The 15,596-nt window shown below is 73.4% G+C and carries 10 protein-coding genes and 4 tRNA genes; 6 read left to right on the top strand and 8 right to left on the bottom strand.

The features are described 5' to 3' along the window. The first annotated feature begins 61 nt into the window (after nt 1-61). Both FHE66_RS03550 and FHE66_RS03545 read left to right on the top strand, forming a co-directional pair. Nucleotides 62-5,278: a DUF4157 domain-containing protein gene (locus tag FHE66_RS03550; protein ID WP_176554627.1), complete on the top strand. Its 5,217-nt coding sequence runs from the start codon at nt 62-64 to the stop codon at nt 5,276-5,278. Continuing rightward, a complete protein-coding gene (locus tag FHE66_RS03545; protein WP_139071606.1) occupies nt 5,278-8,412 on the top strand; it encodes a DUF4157 domain-containing protein in 3,135 nt (1,044 codons plus the stop codon). Before FHE66_RS03550 ends, FHE66_RS03545 begins: the two co-directional genes overlap by 1 nt. A gap of 115 nt (nt 8,413-8,527) precedes the next feature. Here FHE66_RS03545 and FHE66_RS03540 read toward each other — a convergent pair. The 3 genes from FHE66_RS03540 to FHE66_RS03530 all read right to left on the bottom strand — a co-directional run bounded on the left by FHE66_RS03540 (nt 8,528) and on the right by FHE66_RS03530 (nt 8,803). Then, nucleotides 8,528-8,602 (bottom strand) — tRNA-Val (locus tag FHE66_RS03540). A gap of 19 nt (nt 8,603-8,621) precedes the next feature. Next, a tRNA-Cys gene (locus tag FHE66_RS03535) sits at nt 8,622-8,692 on the bottom strand. Nucleotides 8,693-8,730: 38 nt separating this feature from the next. Continuing rightward, nucleotides 8,731-8,803 (bottom strand) — tRNA-Gly (locus FHE66_RS03530). A gap of 293 nt (nt 8,804-9,096) precedes the next feature. On the opposite strand from FHE66_RS03530, the gene FHE66_RS03525 reads away from it, so the two are divergent. The 3 genes from FHE66_RS03525 (at nt 9,097) to FHE66_RS03515 (ending at nt 10,972) form a co-directional block, all read left to right on the top strand. Next, on the top strand, nt 9,097-9,984 hold the full coding sequence (locus FHE66_RS03525) for a chorismate-binding protein (RefSeq protein WP_139071605.1): 888 nt from the start codon (nt 9,097-9,099) through the stop codon (nt 9,982-9,984). Nucleotides 9,985-9,988: 4 nt separating this feature from the next. Further along, nucleotides 9,989-10,852, top strand: coding sequence for an aminotransferase class IV (locus FHE66_RS03520; protein ID WP_139071604.1), 864 nt, complete (start codon nt 9,989-9,991; stop codon nt 10,850-10,852). Nucleotides 10,853-10,897: 45 nt separating this feature from the next. Beyond that, nucleotides 10,898-10,972, top strand: a tRNA-Val gene (locus FHE66_RS03515). Between the two features lie 50 nt (nt 10,973-11,022). Here the strand turns inward: FHE66_RS03515 and fmdA are convergent. The 4 genes from fmdA to FHE66_RS03495 all read right to left on the bottom strand — a co-directional run bounded on the left by fmdA (nt 11,023) and on the right by FHE66_RS03495 (nt 14,388). Then, nucleotides 11,023-12,270 carry a formamidase gene (gene fmdA / locus FHE66_RS03510; RefSeq protein ID WP_139071603.1) on the bottom strand — a complete coding sequence of 416 codons (1,248 nt, stop codon included), beginning with the start codon at nt 12,268-12,270 and terminating at the stop codon, nt 11,023-11,025. Further along, nucleotides 12,263-12,916, bottom strand: a complete 654-nt coding sequence (locus tag FHE66_RS03505; protein WP_139071602.1) for an AmiS/UreI family transporter — start codon at nt 12,914-12,916, stop codon at nt 12,263-12,265. Before FHE66_RS03505 ends, fmdA begins: the two co-directional genes overlap by 8 nt. 4 nt (nt 12,917-12,920) lie before the next feature. Beyond that, nucleotides 12,921-13,250 (bottom strand): FmdB family zinc ribbon protein, encoded by a 330-nt coding sequence (locus tag FHE66_RS03500; protein ID WP_176554626.1) that lies wholly within the window; start codon nt 13,248-13,250, stop codon nt 12,921-12,923. 88 nt (nt 13,251-13,338) lie between these two features. Then, nucleotides 13,339-14,388, bottom strand: coding sequence for a substrate-binding domain-containing protein (locus FHE66_RS03495; protein ID WP_255303591.1), 1,050 nt, complete (start codon nt 14,386-14,388; stop codon nt 13,339-13,341). Nucleotides 14,389-14,497: 109 nt separating this feature from the next. Here FHE66_RS03495 and FHE66_RS03490 point away from each other — a divergent pair, with 109 nt between their 5' ends. Beyond that, on the top strand, nt 14,498-14,920 hold the full coding sequence (locus tag FHE66_RS03490; RefSeq protein WP_139071599.1) for a MarR family winged helix-turn-helix transcriptional regulator: 423 nt from the start codon (nt 14,498-14,500) through the stop codon (nt 14,918-14,920). A 10-nt stretch (nt 14,921-14,930) separates the two neighbouring features. On the opposite strand, the gene FHE66_RS03485 is transcribed toward FHE66_RS03490, so the two are convergent. Continuing rightward, nucleotides 14,931-15,575, bottom strand: coding sequence for a YgjV family protein (locus tag FHE66_RS03485; RefSeq protein WP_139071598.1), 645 nt, complete (start codon nt 15,573-15,575; stop codon nt 14,931-14,933). Nucleotides 15,576-15,596 lie beyond the last annotated feature (21 nt).

Here is a 15,596-nt window from a genome sequence, read left to right as displayed (position 1 = left end):
GGCCCGGGCCCAGCCCTCCAGCCCCCCGGGCCGCCCCCGGCCCAGGGCTGCGACGGCACCGGTGACCGCGCCGACCGCCGCGAACGGCACGGAGCTCTCGGCGATCCTGTCCAGGGCACGGCCCGGTGACCCGCTGCCGCCACCCGTCCTGAGCCGGCTCTCGGCCGTCCTCGCCGCCGACCTCGGCCGCGTCCGGGTGCGCCACGACGTCGAGGCGCGCCGGGCCGCCAGGCTGCTGGGTGCGCAGGCCTTCACCTACGGCTCGCAGATCTGGCTCTCGGACCCCGCCCAGCTCACCGACCTGCCGCTCCTCGCGCACGAGGCCACCCACGTGGTCCAGCAGGGGCCCGCGGGCGTGGCGGGCCGGCCCGTGATCCAGCGGGACGCCGGGCCTGGAGAGGGAGCACCCCAGCCGCCTCCACTGTCCGAGGCCGACGGCTCGTACCCGCCCCCCGCCACCGTGGCGTACTCCGGGTTCACGAACATCACGGTCACCCCCACGGGGCCCGAGCGCCCCCTTCCCGAACGTTCGTGGCAGGAGCACTACTTCTCCGTCTACGCCAAGCACCTCCTCGGGGAGCGTTACGACCGCCGGTACTGCGAGTCGTTCCTCGCCACCAACACCGACGTCGAGGTGGCGGGCGCCAGGTCGGTCTACCCGGCCTTCACGATCAGCACGGCGGTGGCGTGGCGGATCGTCCAGCACCTGCTCCGGGAGGTCGCCGGGGGCGAGGACGCCCCGGTCTGGGAGAGACTCGACATCAGCCGGGAGAACACCGAGATCCTGTACGTGGGCTGGTTCGCCTCGGCGCTGTCGCAGACCCTGGCCAGTCCGGAGTTCAGGCAGGTCGTGGGCGACCTTCCGGGCTGGTACACCCAGCCGATCGCGCTGGCCCACCTGCAGTCCCTGGCAGGGACCGTCCGGGACTGGGCACTCGAGGCCCTGCCGCTGCTGCGGCCTTCGGTCGCCCTGGGGACCGTCCTCACGCACGCCGCCGAGGGGCTCTACACCACGCTGTGGCCCGATGTGCTGGCGGTCGACGAGATCCGCATCGACGAGGCCCTGTTCGACGACCCGTCGTTCCGACGCTTCTGGGGCCTGGCACCGGTGCCCGCTCCCCAGGCGGACGGCGCGCCGTCGCGGGTCGACGGACCCGGCGACGACGCGAACGTCTCGGTGAGCGACGCGGTGCAGCTGATCCGGTTCGTCCACTCGCAGCCGGCACTGGTGGACGCGCTCGTCCGCGGCGAGCTGACGGGCGCCGGCGTCCAGGGCGACGTGCGGACGGAGCTGTGGCGGCGCTTCCAGCGCCGGACACAGGTGGCGGGCACCGCGACCGACATGCGGATGGTGGACACCCTGGGCGACCGGAACGCGCCCCCGTTCCCCTCGACGCTGACGCACGTGCCGGACCTGCACCGGTCCGAGGGCTGGGCCGCGTCGATCTCGAGCACGCACGTGTTCCGGCTCAACGTCGTCTTCGGCGACGTCTACGACCACCTGGCCGACGCGTTCGGAGGGTTCACCTACCGTTTCGAGGTGCTCCGCGTGCCCGACTCGGACGTGCGCCGGGCCGCCGACAGCAACATCGAGACCGTCCCCCAGGGCGAGCTCGACGCCGTGCTCGGGGAGACGGCCCGGCAGCCGCTCGGCAGCGGCCATCAGCCCCGCGCTCGCGACGTCCTCGGCCACCACCTCGGGCAGGAGGCCGGCTACCTCGCGGCAGACGCCCGCACCCTCGCCGAGTCCGCCACCGAGGACCTCGACCCGGCCACCATCGCCGTGGCCGTCACGACGATGATCGGCTCGGGGATCGGCGTGGGTGCGGTGACGATCGCCGGGGTCGCCGCCCTCATGCGGCTCGCCGGCTCCGTCATCCGCGACTTCGTCGGCCAGGTGACCCGCGACCGGTGCGAGGAGGAGATCTCCTTCGAGGACCTCGGCCCGGGGCTCTACCTGGTCCGGGGCATCCTCGACCCGAGGCTGGACGGCGACGACGAGGTCCGCCGGTACCCCTCGACCGCCGTCGTCCCGATCTGGATCCGGACGCAGGAGGACCTGGCGCAGCGGTCCCTGTCCTCCGCCCTGACCGACACCGACCAGGTCCAGCAGGAGCTCGACATCCTTGCCGAGCTCCTGCGCGACCCGGACCTCGCGCCCGAGCTGCGGGGCATGCTCGAGGACCGCAGGGACCGCCTGAGGGACACGGCCTCCCCCGACGCCGGGCGCAGGTTGGCGCGGCTCATCCGCGACTACGAGAGGGAGTCCGCGCGGGCGGACCTCGGCGAGCTGCAACGCCGGCCGATCGTCGCGCAGCTGGAGGCGATGCGGCGGGTGATGGAGCGCCGGACCGCCCGCATCGGGACCGGCGGGCACGGCGAGATCCTCACCGTGGCCTTCGTCCCCGACACCGGGAGCGCCCTCCAGCCGCTGATCGAGATCTTCTCGACCACGACGCCCGAGGGGCACAGCGTCCTCGTGGACGCCTACGAGCTGACCAGCGGGCGCGACGCCCACGGACGGGGCACGGGGAGCCACCCGGACGACCCGGTCATCCGCCGCAGGGAGGCCGTCCTCGCGGCGGTGGAGGCCCTCTTCGAGCGGTACAACGCGTTCGGTCGGGGCCACCTGAGACTGCAGATCCCCGACACACCAGGAGGGACGACGGGGCGCCAGTTCACGATCCGGGTGGAGGCCGACCCGACGGCGATCGCGATGAGCACGGTGGAGGCCGTCGCGAACGCCGCCGCCATCGCCGCCCTCGTGGCCGCGCCGTTCACCGGCGGGGCGTCCCTCGCGCTGATGGTGCCGATCGGGATGGTCGGCGCCGTGCCGGCCGCATACCGGCTGGCGGACCAGGCATCCGCGGACACGTTGCGTTTCGACGACCTCTCGACCTGGCTCGACGTCGTGGACGTGCTCAGCTCCTTCGCGGGGCCGATCGGGAAGGTGGTCTCGCGCGGCACGCGCAGCGGCTCGGCCGCGTTGCGGGTGGTCGGCGCCACGGGCCGCGGTATCGCGATCGTCGGTGCCGGCGCCGACCACCTCGGGCTGATCCTGGTCAACATCCACACGCTCGCAGAGATCAGGGCCGTGATGAACGGGCCGGGGTCGGACAGCGAGAAGCGGGCCGCGATCATGATGCTGCTCGGCGGCGCCCTCCAGGCCAACGGGATGGCCGCGGGCTCCCACCTCATCGGGCGTGCCGAGCAGCTGCGGAGGTCGGCCCAGCCCGGTGTCCCGGAAGGTCCGGCGGTCGGAGAGGGCACCCGAACCGTGACGGACGGGGACGTGCCTCGCCCGGGCCCGGAGGCGGACAGCCCGCGAACGACGTCGGAGGCCGCGGCGTCCCCCACGGGCGCGGAGCCGCCCGGGCCGCGTGGCGACGCGGACGTCGACCGCCGACCACCATCGGCACCCGACCCGTCACTGGCCTCGCTGCTGCCGCCCGGCGTCGCGGACGGGATCGGGTTCCGTCGGGAGCAGGCCGGTGAGTCGAACTCCGTGCGGGTGCACTTCGAGACCGATGCGTTCGGGCTGGTCCGGAGCATCGACGTCGTCGCCGGGGCTCGCGCGACCGCGGCCGACGTCCGCGCCCACGCGGGCACGATCGCCCAGCTGCGCCGCTATCAGGGCTTCGTCGGTCTGGTCCGGATCACCTTCGACCGGGTCGCGGCCGTCCTCGGCGGCACCCGGGGCCAGCCGCACCCCGACTCGCTGGCCTTCGAGGCGCTCCTCGAGCTCCACAAGCTGCCTGAGGTCATCCGTCTGCGGATGGGCGAGCTCGCCGCCGCCGTCAGCACCGGCTCTCCGCACGCGCGCGACATCGAGGCGGACATCGCCAACCTCCAGGGTCAGGTGGACTTCTACTTCGACCTGTTCCAGAACGGCTACGACCAGCCCCGGCGCGGGTACGTCGCGGCGCTGGACGCCGCGGCGTTCGCCCGGATGCGAGCTCAGGTGACCCGCCGGATCCGCCACCCGGCGGATGCCGACCTGGGCGACCGGCGGGCGTGGAACGCTCAGCTGACCCAGCGGCTGGACCGCGCCGTCGAGAGCCTCGAGCGTGCCGGCATGCTGACCGACCGCGACCGCGGCGTCATCGTCGACAACCTCAGAGCCACGACGGCGGATGACGGGAGGGTCTCGCGCGGCACGCTGGAGGCCCGGGTACGCCGGCTGGAACGGCTGGCCGCCGGCCTCGGCGAGCACGGCGAACCGCGCCGCGACTCGCGGGTGGACCAGCTGACCGCCGACCTCGAGGAGCTGCGCCAGGGGTTCGCCGCCGGCCGGTCGGTCGAGGCGCTGCCCCGGCCGGTCGACCGCACGCCGGGTGTAGTCGCCACGATGACTCAGGAGCTGACCGCCGCACAGCAGGCCCTGGACGGCCTGCGCCGGTTCGCCACGATGACCCCGGTCGAGTTCGGCCTGGCCTTCGAGCGCGCCCGTTCCCTCGTCGCCCGCGCGCGGGAGCGGCTGCGGGCCCTCGGCGACCCGCACATCAGGGGGACCGAGACACCCGGTGAGTGGGGGCGGGCGACCCGGCGTCCGTTCGACAGGTTCCAGGACGTGGAGCAGACGCAGGTGGTGGCCACGGCAGAGGGCCGCATCACCGAGGGCCTGGACAGGTCCCTGCCGGAGGTCGGTCTGGAGCGCTACACCCTCAGTGCCTCCGAGCTCGGCGGGCTCGGGGTGCGACCGGCCCTGCGCTCCCGGCTCGCCTCGTTCTTCAGGGGCTTCCACCGCGCACACATGTCCGGCCCGGGCTTCGGCTCGGAGCTGCTCCAAGGGCTGTGGTTCGCGCCCGACACCTTCAACCTTCGCACGCAGAACCGGGGCATCGAGGCCGTCATCCGCAAGGCACACGACCTGGGGTGGACGGTCGACGTCGCGATCCGGGCCCAGGGCACCCGCCTCCGGGTGCCCACCGCCGACGGGAGCGTCGAGGTCAGCGTGCTGGACTCGATCACCTACGAGGTCCAGTACTCCCCGACCAGCGACGAGCCCGGATCGGTTCGCCGCATCACCTTCGAGGTCGGCGGACGGACGGGACGGCAGGTCACGATCAGCCAGAACGACTTCGCCGGACTCGGCGAGCTCGGCCTCAGCGACGCGGACCTGGCGGTGCTGCGGGGCACGACCGGCGACGACGGGACGTCGGGTCCTGGGCAGGACATCTATGACCACCTCGAACGCGACCGCCTCCCGGACGACGCCGAGGCAGCGGGCTCGCGCCCGGACCGGGACCCGTGGCCGACTCCGACGGACGAGCTCTGATGGGCCCGTCCTGGGCCGCCGGCCGCCGGTCGCAGCAGCGGCCGGCGTCCACCGCGGCCGCGCCCTCGACCAGGGGCACGGGTCACCCGCTCGACGCGGGGACCCGCAGGTCCTTGGAGCAGCGCTTCGGGCAGGACCTGTCGACGGTGAGCGTGCACGACAACGACACCGTCGCGGGGACCGCCCGCGCACTGGGCGCCGCGGCGTACACCGTGGGCGAGTCGGTCGGCTTCGCCCGCGGGCGCTACCAGCCGGGGACGACCGGGGGGATGCGCCTGCTGTCCCACGAGATCGCCCACGTGCTGCAGCAGCGACAGGGCGGTCCCCCACCGGGGCCCGCCCACGAGGCCGAGGCGCACACGCTGACCGTCGGCCCGGGCGGCGAGCGCGGGACGACGGCGGCCACCGTGACGGGCGCGTCCCCCGGGCTGGCGAGGTCCGTCGACGAGTGGCTCGTCGGCTCCCCGGACGTGGAGTCGTGGGAGCACGCCGCCCTCGTGGACGAGATCGTCGCGCTCGAGCAGTGGAGGGACCGGCAGACCAGCTCCACCCCGGAGCTCGCGAGCGTCGAGCGGGGACTGGCCCGCCTGCGGAGCGTGCTGCAGGAGCGGGACCGCGCCCGGCGGGCCGCGGACCGGCCCGTGAAGCGGCGAGGGCCACGCTCCCGGCAGCCGGCCGCGCGAGACAGCGACCTGCCTGCTCCCCGGATCCTCACCGAACGGTCCAGCGTCCAGTACACCGAGCCGGCCGACGTCGACGCCGAGGTCGACCGGATCATGGCCGCGCTCGAACGACCGGGCCTGTCCCGTGCCGACCGCGAGGTCCTGCGCCGGGAGCTGGAGAGCCTTGCGCCGCAGTTCGGGCAGGCACGCCAGGCGGGCGCGGCGGCGCGACACGTCGAACGCGTGGCCCGGATCTTCGAGACGAGCGACACCGACGTCGTCGCCCAGCTCACGCACGTCACCGACCAGCTGGCCGCCCTGCTGCCGGACCCGCGGCAGCCCGGCGGGCTCGTCGCGTACCACCACGGGGAGCGGGTCGTCATCCCCGCCTCCGCGGTGACGCAGATGCGTGCCCGGATCGAGGAGGCGTTCCGGGACGGGGCGCGCCGGACCAGGGATCTTCGCACAACCGGGTACGTCCACTACGAGACCCAGGCCGAGGTGAACGAGGACCACCCGATCATCAGCGCCATCGCCGGGTGGCTGGGTGACGCTGAGGACCCGTCGCGGGCGATGGCGATCCAGTCGGACCTCGTCGACGCCGCCCTTGCCGGACAGGCGCTGGCACTCCTCATCGGGAACTACGGCGAGGCCGCCCGGCAGCTCGTCCTTGCGGAGACCGCCGCCAGGCGTATCGAGGTCGCCGGCCGGATGTTCAACGAGGCCCACATCCACGGGGCGCAGCGAGCCGTGATCGCCCTGGAGATCACCCGCGACGTCGCCTTCGGTGTCGCCGCCGGGCTGTCCGGCGGGCTGGCGGCCGGTGCGGTGTTCGCGGCCGGTGCGACCGGCATCGGCACGACCGCGCTCGCCCTCGGGGCGGGGTCGCTGGCCGGTGCGGGGACCCGGGGTGGGCTCGAGCTGGCGGGCGCGACCGGTGGAGAAGGGCTCTTGGCGCTCACCGACGACGCGCACAGCTTCGACACCGCCTACGTCGCCGACCGCACGTGGTCGGGTGTGAAGAGCGGCGCCATCGACGGGCTGGTCGGCGCCGGCGGCGCCCTGGTGTCCCCCGGGGTGACCAACGCCGTCGCCACCCGGTTCTTCGGCGGCCCGGCGGCGTCCTTGACGGGGTGGCGCAGCTTCGGCGCCAACGCGGTGAGCGCAGGGCTTGTCGGGGCCCCGTCGGGGATGTTCGGCACGGGGCTGGACCTGGCTGACGACCTCGTCGCCGGTCGCATCAGCGGCACGGAGCTCGGCTCGCAGATGTTCTGGGCCGGGCTGAGCGGTGGAGCCCTCGGGACGGGCACCGCGTGGGTGCCGGTCAGCGGCCTGCACCGGCGTGGGGGTGCCCTCTTCCGCCCGTCGGCGGAGCCGGTGACGCCACGCTGGATGATGGAGGGGATCGGGTTCCGCCCGTTCCAGCTGAGCCCGGACTTCGTCCCGACCGCGAACCCGCTCCGGATGCGCGAGACCTTGGCCGGGCGCTACGGGTTCACGCCGGAGGTCCCCGGGTTCGCGGCCTTCAACGCCCAGGCAGCCGCGGACCTCCCGCCCCTGGAGGCCGGCGACCAGTGGGTGCGGCTGAACGGGATGTGGCAGCCGATGTCGCTGTCGGGCCGGCCGGGGGCGCCCTACTCGGTGCACGCCCAGGGCGGCTCCTACAACGTCGTCTCCGGGGGGCGGGGCGCCCCCCAGCGGCTGCTCCAGTCGCACACGGACACGGCCCTGGCGGGCGGTACCGCCCGCCGCTCGGACCAGGCAATCCAACACTTCCGCGAGGTCGACGCCACCGGGGCGACGACGGCGCGGCACGGGCCGGGTCACCGCACCGCCCTGGCCGACACCCCCGACCCGTCGGTGCACCCGCTCGTCGCCGCCGGCGAAGCGCCGATCAATTCGCGTCCCGACGGCACACCGGCACAGACCCTCAACGAGTCCGTCACCAACTACACGCCGGAGCCGTACAGCTCGGTGGACGCCTCCGGACGGAACGTCAGCGACTGGGGCCAGCACCTGCGGCGGCAGCTGGAGGGACTGATCCGCTCCCGTGGCGGCGGCTACCGGCAACGGGACGCCCCCTCCAGCGCCGGCCGAGTCGCCAGCGGCTCCCGAAGCAGGGACGCGACGAGCGGCACGACCCTTGTCGAGGTGCCCGACTCCATCGTCTTCATCGAGACCAACGCGGCGGGGACACCGGTGAACGCGTGGCGGATCGACTTCAGGAACCCGCCCACGGCCAGGACCCTCGCCGCGATGGACAACGCTCCCCTCTCGACCACCTCGAGCGGCCCTGTCACCCGCGTGCCCCTCTCCGACCTCGCCGTGGCACCCGTCGGCGCGACCCTGCGGGTCAGGGTCCCGGTCGGGCAGGCAGGCGCCTACCTCGAGGAAGGACTGTCCGTCATGCGGGACCTGGAAGCATCGGCACGGACAGCGCCGGGCGAGGCCACTGTGCCAGGTCCGCAGTGACAGGTGCGTCGTCGACTACCCCCGTTGGGGTCGGCGTTGGGGTCAGCTCGGGGTGGGCACAAGCAGAAGGGCCGCCCGGATCTCTCCGCGCGGCCCTTCTGCCTTGCTACTTCTCTGGTGGGCGATACTGGGATCGAACCAGTGACCTCTTCCGTGTCAGGGAAGCGCGCTACCGCTGCGCCAATCGCCCAAGTCTTGCTTCACAACCGAGGTGGCGACGGGATTCGAACCCGTGTATACGGCTTTGCAGGCCGCTGCCTCGCCTCTCGGCCACGCCACCCTGAGGCTTGTACTGCCCCACCGGGGGGTGGTACCTCGAGCGGATGACGGGACTCGAACCCGCGACCCTCACCTTGGCAAGGTGATGCTCTACCAACTGAGCCACATCCGCGTTTCAGCCGGGCTTGCCCTGCTGACGTGGACAACATTAACCCGGGGTCGGCCGAGAGTCCAACTCGGCCCACTAGCGTGCTTCGGGTGAGCCAGCCCCCCTCCTCCACGACGCCGCCGGCGCCCTTCGCGAGCTTCCCCGGAGTCTTCGCACGAACCCTCGTCGAGTGCGCTGACCTGCGCAAATACCCCGACGCACTGCGGTCGGGGTGGTGGGCAGTCGTGGCCACCTTCGAGGGCGAGGTGACCGGCTGGAGGTTCGCCGAGGTGGCCCCAGAAGCACCCGATGTGACCATGGCCACGCCGTCGAATTTCGACGCGGAGGTCCCGTGGCAGGGCCCGCGAGCCTCCTCGTGGACGTCCTCGCTGGACGAGGCCGGCTATCTCGCCGCCGTCCGGCGGGTGCGCGAGGCGGTCCGGGAGGGCGACGTCTACCAGGCGAACATCTGCCGCGTGCTGCGTGCCCCGCTCCTCGGGGAGCCGGACCCGGGGCCTTTGGCCGCCACGCTCGCCCGGGGCAACCCGGCGCCCTACGGCGGGGTCGTCCACGTGCCCGTGGGGGCGGCGGAGCATCCGGCGTGGGTGGTCACCGCCTCCCCCGAGCTGTTCCTCTCCGTGCGCGACGGGCGGGTCGTCTCCGGGCCGATCAAGGGCACGGGGGCCCGGGCGGAGGACCTCACCGAGAAGGACCACGCGGAGAACGTCATGATCACCGACCTCGTCCGCAACGACCTCCAGCACGTGTGCGCCCCCGGCACGGTCGAGGTCCTCGACCTCTGCGCCGTCGAGCACCACCCCGGGCTCGTCCACCTCGTCTCGCGGGTGGCCGGGACGCTGCGCGAGACGCTCGACCCCGCCGGGTGGGCGGCACTGCTCGACGCGACGCTGCCGCCGGCGTCGGTGAGCGGGGCACCGAAGTCGAGCGCGCTCCGCCTCATCGACGAGCTCGAGCCGGTCGCCCGCGGCCCGTACTGCGGCGCCGTGGGCTGGGTGGACGCCGACGCCGGCCGCGCCGAGCTCGCCGTCGGGATCCGCACGTTCTGGTGGACGCCGCAGGACGGCGGCACCCTCCACTTCGGCACCGGCGCCGGGATCACCTGGGGCAGCGACCCGGTGGCCGAGTGGCGCGAGACCGAGCTCAAGGCGGCCCGGCTCGTCTCCCTGGCGTCCGTGGGAGGCTGATCACATGAGCACCCTGGTGTGGTTCGACGGCGAGGTCCGACCGGCCCACGAGCCCGTCGTCACGGCGCTCGACCGGGGCCTGCTCGTCGGGGACGGGGTCTTCGACACCTGCGTCGTCATCGACGGCACACCGTTCGCCCTGCGGCGCCACCTCGCGCGACTCGCACGCTCGGCCGAGATCGTGGGCCTGCCCACCCCGCCGCTCGACGTCGTCGCCCGCGCCGCGCGCGACCTCGCCTCCCGCCTCGACGGCCCCACCGGGCGCCTGCGGGTCACCTGGACCGCGGGACCGGCGGAGGGCGGGCCGGCCCGCGCCGCCACGACGCCCACCCTGCTCCTCACCGCGGAGAGCCACCCCGTGGCCCACCCGGCGCCCGGCAGCGCCCCGGCGCCCGCCCGCACCGCGCTCGTCGTCGCACCCTGGGTGCGCAACGAGCGCTCGCCGCTCACGGGCGCGAAGTCCACGTCCTACGCCGAGAACGTCCTGGCCATCGAGCACGCCCGCCGCCACGGCGGCACCGAGGCCGTGCTCGCCAACACGCGCGGGGAGCTGTGCGAGGGCGGGGCGAGCAACCTCTTCCTCGAGACCGGCGGTGAGCTCCTCACCCCGCCGCTGGAGTCCGGCTGCCTCGCCGGGGTCACCCGCGAGCTCGTCCTGGAGTGGGCCACGGAGGCCGGCCTGCCCGTGCGGGAGGCGAGGATCCCGCTCGCGGACTTCCGCGCGGCGGAGCACGCGGCCGTGACATCGGCCACGCGCGGCATCGTCCCGGTGGACGTCCTCGAGGGCCGCGAGCTGCATGCCGGCCCGGTGACGCTGCGGATGCAGCAGGTCTTCGCCGAGCGGGTCGCCCAGGACCTCGACCCGTGAGCCGTTTGGGACCACGCCCGCCGGTGCGTTAGCATCGTCCAGCACGGGCGATTGGCTCAGTGGTAGAGCGCCTCGTTCACACCGAGGAGGTCACTGGTTCGAACCCAGTATCGCCCACCAGCAGCAAGGCCCCCCGACCAGCGGTCGGGGGGCCTTGCTCGTTCCTCGGGTCAGGAGGTCACGGCCACCTGGCCACGGTCGGTGTAGACCGGGCCGCTGCCGCCCGGACGGATGTCGGTGTCGAAGATCTCGGTCGGCAGGAACAGCGAGCAGCACGCGTTCGGGATGTCGACGACGCCGCCGATACGGCCCTCGATCGGCGAGGTGCCGAGGATGAGGTAGGCCTGCTCCCCCGTGTAGCCCCACTTCTTGAGGTACTCGATGGCGTTGAGACAGGCGTTGCGGTACGCCTCGGTCGCGTCCATGTAGAGGTTGGTGTCGTCGCGGTGGTCGACGGAGATCCCGATGAACGTGAGGTACTCGGAGTACACGGGTGCGACCCGGCCGGGCATGAACACGGGGTTGTGGTGGATCCCGTAGGTCTCCATGCCGCCCTTGATGAGGTCGACGTGGAAGTCGATGAAGCCGCCCATCTCGATGGCGCCGCAGAAGTTGATCTCGCCGTCGCCCTGGCTGAAGTGGAGGTCGCCTCCCGACAGCAGACCGCCGGCCACGTGGACCGGGTAGAACACCCGGCTGCCCCGGGTGAAGTTCTTGATGTCGTGGTTGCCACCGTTCTCCCGTGGCGGCACGGTGCGGGCACCGTCCCGGGCGATGCGGTCGAGGATGTCCCCCTCGGCGGTGCCCCCGAGGACGCCGGCCTCCAGCGGCGGCAGCGCGAGCGGCGGCACGCGGTCGGGGTCGGTGGCGATGAGCGCCCGCTCGCGGGCGTTCCACCTGGCGAGGAGCTCCGGGGAGGGAGCCGTGCCGAAGAGGCCGGGGTGGGTGATCCCGGTGTACTTCACGCCCGGGACGTGGCGCGAGCTGCACTGCTGGCCCTGGAAGTCCCACACGGCCTTGTAGGCGTCGGGGAAGTAGTCGGTGAGGAAGCCGCCTCCGTTGACCTTGGCGAAGATGCCGGAGTACCCCCAGCCCTCCCCGCAGTTCGGTCCCTCGGCCTGCGGCACCGGCCCGAGGTCGAGGATGTCGACGACGAGCAGGTCTCCCGGCTCCGCCCCTTCGACGGCGATGGGCCCGGAGAGCATGTGGGCGACGGACAGGTCGACGTCCCGCACGTCGTCGGCGGAGTCGTTGTTGCCGATCTGCCCGTCGGTCCACTCCTTGCACTCGACCCGGATGTCGGTGCCCGGCTTGATCGTCACGGCGGGCGGGATGTCCGGGTGCCACCGGTTGTGGCCCGGGACCGCCTGGTCCCGCATGGACTTGCTCTGGTCGACGCTGAACACGACCTCAGGCATGGGAGTTCCTTTCGTCGGCGGCCGCGGTGCCGGCCGGCTGGGGTGGGGCAGGACTGGCTCTCAGCACACGGCTGAGGGGGAAGCTGAGGGGCACCATGAGGAGCCCGAGGACGGCGAGGACCGCGGCGAGGGTCCCGGAGTCCTCCCACCAGCCCCCGAGGAGCAGGAGTCCCGGGCCGCCGGTGGTGATGACGCCGTAGCTCGCGGCGAGCACCCCGACCACGGGGCCGAGGTCGTCGCGGCGCAGCGCCATGAGCACGAAGAAGGCGAGCCACAGCAGCGCCCACAGCAGCCACAGGACGGTGAACGCCCGGTCCCCCACGACGGTCCAGGAGTAGATCGCGAAGACGATGCCGGCGACCGTGACCGTGAGGGAGAACCAGCCGAGCCCGTCGTTGGGCCACCCGGTGACGGAGTTGACGCCCACCCACAGGTAGGTGAAGCCGAAGAAGTAGAGGCCGGCTGCGAGGGCGATCGCGGCCGGGTCACCGGCGGCGAGGACGATGAGGTAGGTCGGCGTCAGGACCTGCAGGGCCCCGACGAAGAAGTTGAGCGGGGCGACGGCCCTCGGCGTGACGTGCCCGAGGAGCATGATGCCGTTGACGAACAGCACCGCCCCCACGTAGACCAAGCCGACGGCGGCCACGACCTCACCACCGGGGCAGAGCCGGGTGGGGGCCGCCGGCGCGGACGGCGGCGTTGACGGGGCGCGGCCCGGTGAACGGGCTCCACCGTCGGCCGCGAGGGCCGGGTGCCCCGGCGGGGACCGAGCGCACGACCTGCGGGGTCTCGGCGCTCGCCGCGGCGGCGTCGATCCCCCGGTGCAGTGCGGCCGGCGTCCCGAGCAGGGCGGGTGAGCCGTAGACGCGTGGCGCGTCCGCGGCGCACGTGGGGCAGGCGTGCGTCTGGCGCACGGCGGCCATGGGCAGGATGACGGTGAACTCCGCGCAGGAGCTGCACCGGAAGGCGTAAGTCGGCATTGGCTTACCTCCAGTGGGACCAGTTGAAACAGTTTCATCTGGAAGCATTTGCCCGTCAAGGGTCCCTCTGTCCAATCGGGGTCCGCCCTCAGAAGGAGGCGACGACGTCGAAGTCGTAGCCGTCGGCAGCGGCGAGGTGGATCCGCTGGTGGGCGTGGTTGCCGCGCAGGTGCACCGGGCCGCGCGGGCCGTCGTAGCCGGTGCCGTCGGCGCTCGCCACGACGTCCCCCAGGCGCAGGCTCCCCGCCCGCCGGGCCAGCCCCGCGAGCATGACGAGGCCCTCGTAGCACGACTCCGCCGCGTTGTTCAGGGGCGGGGCGTGCGGCCCGTGCTGGGCGACGTACTCCCGGCCGAACGCCAGCGCGTCGGGCGTCGCCAGGGAGCGGAAGTAGGCGGCGCTGGAGTAGAGGTTGCGGGTGGCGGCCGCCCCGCTGGCCAGCAGCACGCTCTCCTCCATCAGGGAGCTCAGCCGGACCATCCGCGCGTCCAGGCCGCGCGCGGCGAACGCCCGGTTGAAGTGGACGGCATCCTGGCCGACGAGGAAGAGGAGCACGCCCTGCGCGTCGCTCGCCTCGACCGAGCGGAGGACCGCAGAGTATTCAGTGGTGCCGAGCGGCACGTAGGCCACGCCCGACAGCTCCAGGCCGAGCTCGCGGGCGTACTCGACGGTCCGTGACGCCGACCGGCGGGGCCACACGTAGTCGTCCCCCACGACGAACCAGCGCCGCACGCCGAGCTCGTCACGCAGCCAGCGCAGCGCCGGCGCCACCTGCCCCGCCGGCGTCTCGCCCGTGCAGAAGACGCCCGGCCGCCCCTCACCGCCCTCGTAGGTCGAGGTGTACACGTAGGGCACCCGGCCCGCGGTCACCGGCGCGAGCGCCTCCCGCACCGCCGAGATGTGCCACCCGGTGACGGCGTCGACGCGCCCGGCCGCCAGCAGCCGCCCGACCTCGGCGGCCACCTGCGCGGGCGGCGCTCCCCCGTCGACGACCTCGAGCCGGACGGCCCGGCCGAGCACGCCGTCCTCGTTGACCGCGCGCACGGCCGTGGCCGCCACCGCCTCGCAGGACGGACCGAGGATGCCGGCCGGCCCCTGGAGCGGGACCACCAGCGCCACTCGAACGTCGTCGTCGCCCACGCCCCCGCCCTGCGCGTCGTCCGGCCACGAATGTCCGTTCGGGATACGTTGGGCCGAGGTGGGGCCACTATGCCCCCGCGTCACTGCTTTGGGAAGAGCGGACCACGTCATGACCGGCGACACCCCTCGGACCGCCGTCGACCTCCTGGACGCGATCGCGGTCGGCTTCCGCGCGCAGGCCGAGGCCGTCCTGCGGGAGCACGACCTCACCTACGACCAGTGGCGCGTCCTCGAGCGCCTCGCCCTCGCGGGGCCGCGGACGATGCGCGAGCTGAGGACGGCGGCCCGGCTCACCGGGCCCACCCTCACCCGCGTCGTCGACCGGCTGGCCGAGACCGCGCTCGTCTACCGCGACGTCGACGCCGCCGACCGCCGGCGCGTCGTCGTCCACGTCTCCGAGCGCGGCCGCCGCCTCTACGACAGGCTGTGCCCGGACCTCGACCGGATCGAGCGCGACGCCCTCGCCCCGTTGTCCTCCGAGGAGGCTCGGACGCTGGGCCGGCTGCTCGAGCGGCTGTCCGCCGGCCGCTGAGCTCGCCGGCTCAGGAGGCGGTCACGAGGTCGAGGACGTACCGCTCGCCCTCGCGGCGGAACCCGATCTGCTCGTAGTACGGCTCGACGAGGTCCGGGGCCGAGACCACGGCGCGGTAGCCCCGCTCGGCGAGCACGCCGCTGCGCCCGAAGACGAAGCGCCCGGGCGAGAAGTCGCGGTACCTCTCGGTGACGTAGTCGAGCTCGATCTGCGCGGTCCCGTCACCGGCGTCGTGCACGACGACGGCACCCACGAGCTCGTCCCCGGCCAGGACGACGAACGCGTCGGCGTCCTTCGACGCCTGCGTGAAGCCCGGCTGGAATCGGGCGATGTCCTCCCGGTGGCGCCCGAGCAGCCCGCCGAGCAGCGCGCCGTCCGCCGGGACGTCGACGACGGCGTAGGAGGCGGGGTCGTCCCGCCCGCGCAGCAGACGAGTGAGGTTCACCACCTGGACGATCGCGAGGACGACGTTGAGCGCGACGACGGGCCACACCCCGAGCACGCCGTTGTAAAGAACCTGGATGAGGCACCCGATGAGGTTGTAAAGGCGCAACCGCAGGATCCGCTGCTGCATCATCGACCAGACGACGATGGCTGAGCCGATCCATCCGACGGCCTCGAGTGCCACCTGCCACTCGGCCGGGAGATCGAACATCGGAGTTGTCCTCCTTTGTGA

It is taken from the genome of Georgenia sp. 311 (assembly GCF_006151955.1).
GTDB lineage: Bacteria > Actinomycetota > Actinomycetes > Actinomycetales > Actinomycetaceae > Oceanitalea > Oceanitalea wutianyii.
This window is presented reverse-complemented; position numbering and strand designations above follow the sequence as displayed.

What these genes read in the sequence shown, in the direction of transcription:
- FHE66_RS03485 (WP_139071598.1), bottom strand. Translation starts at nt 15,575, where the DNA reads ATGTTCGATCTCCCGGCCGAGTGGCAGGTGGCACTCGAGGCCGTCGGA.
- FHE66_RS03525 (WP_139071605.1), top strand. Translation starts at nt 9,097, where the DNA reads ATGGCCACGCCGTCGAATTTCGACGCGGAGGTCCCGTGGCAGGGCCCG.
- FHE66_RS03545 (WP_139071606.1), top strand. Translation starts at nt 5,278, where the DNA reads ATGGGCCCGTCCTGGGCCGCCGGCCGCCGGTCGCAGCAGCGGCCGGCG.
- fmdA (WP_139071603.1), bottom strand. Translation starts at nt 12,270, where the DNA reads ATGCCTGAGGTCGTGTTCAGCGTCGACCAGAGCAAGTCCATGCGGGAC.
- FHE66_RS03490 (WP_139071599.1), top strand. Translation starts at nt 14,498, where the DNA reads ATGACCGGCGACACCCCTCGGACCGCCGTCGACCTCCTGGACGCGATC.
- FHE66_RS03520 (WP_139071604.1), top strand. Translation starts at nt 9,989, where the DNA reads ATGAGCACCCTGGTGTGGTTCGACGGCGAGGTCCGACCGGCCCACGAG.
- FHE66_RS03500 (WP_176554626.1), bottom strand. Translation starts at nt 13,250, where the DNA reads ATGCCGACTTACGCCTTCCGGTGCAGCTCCTGCGCGGAGTTCACCGTC.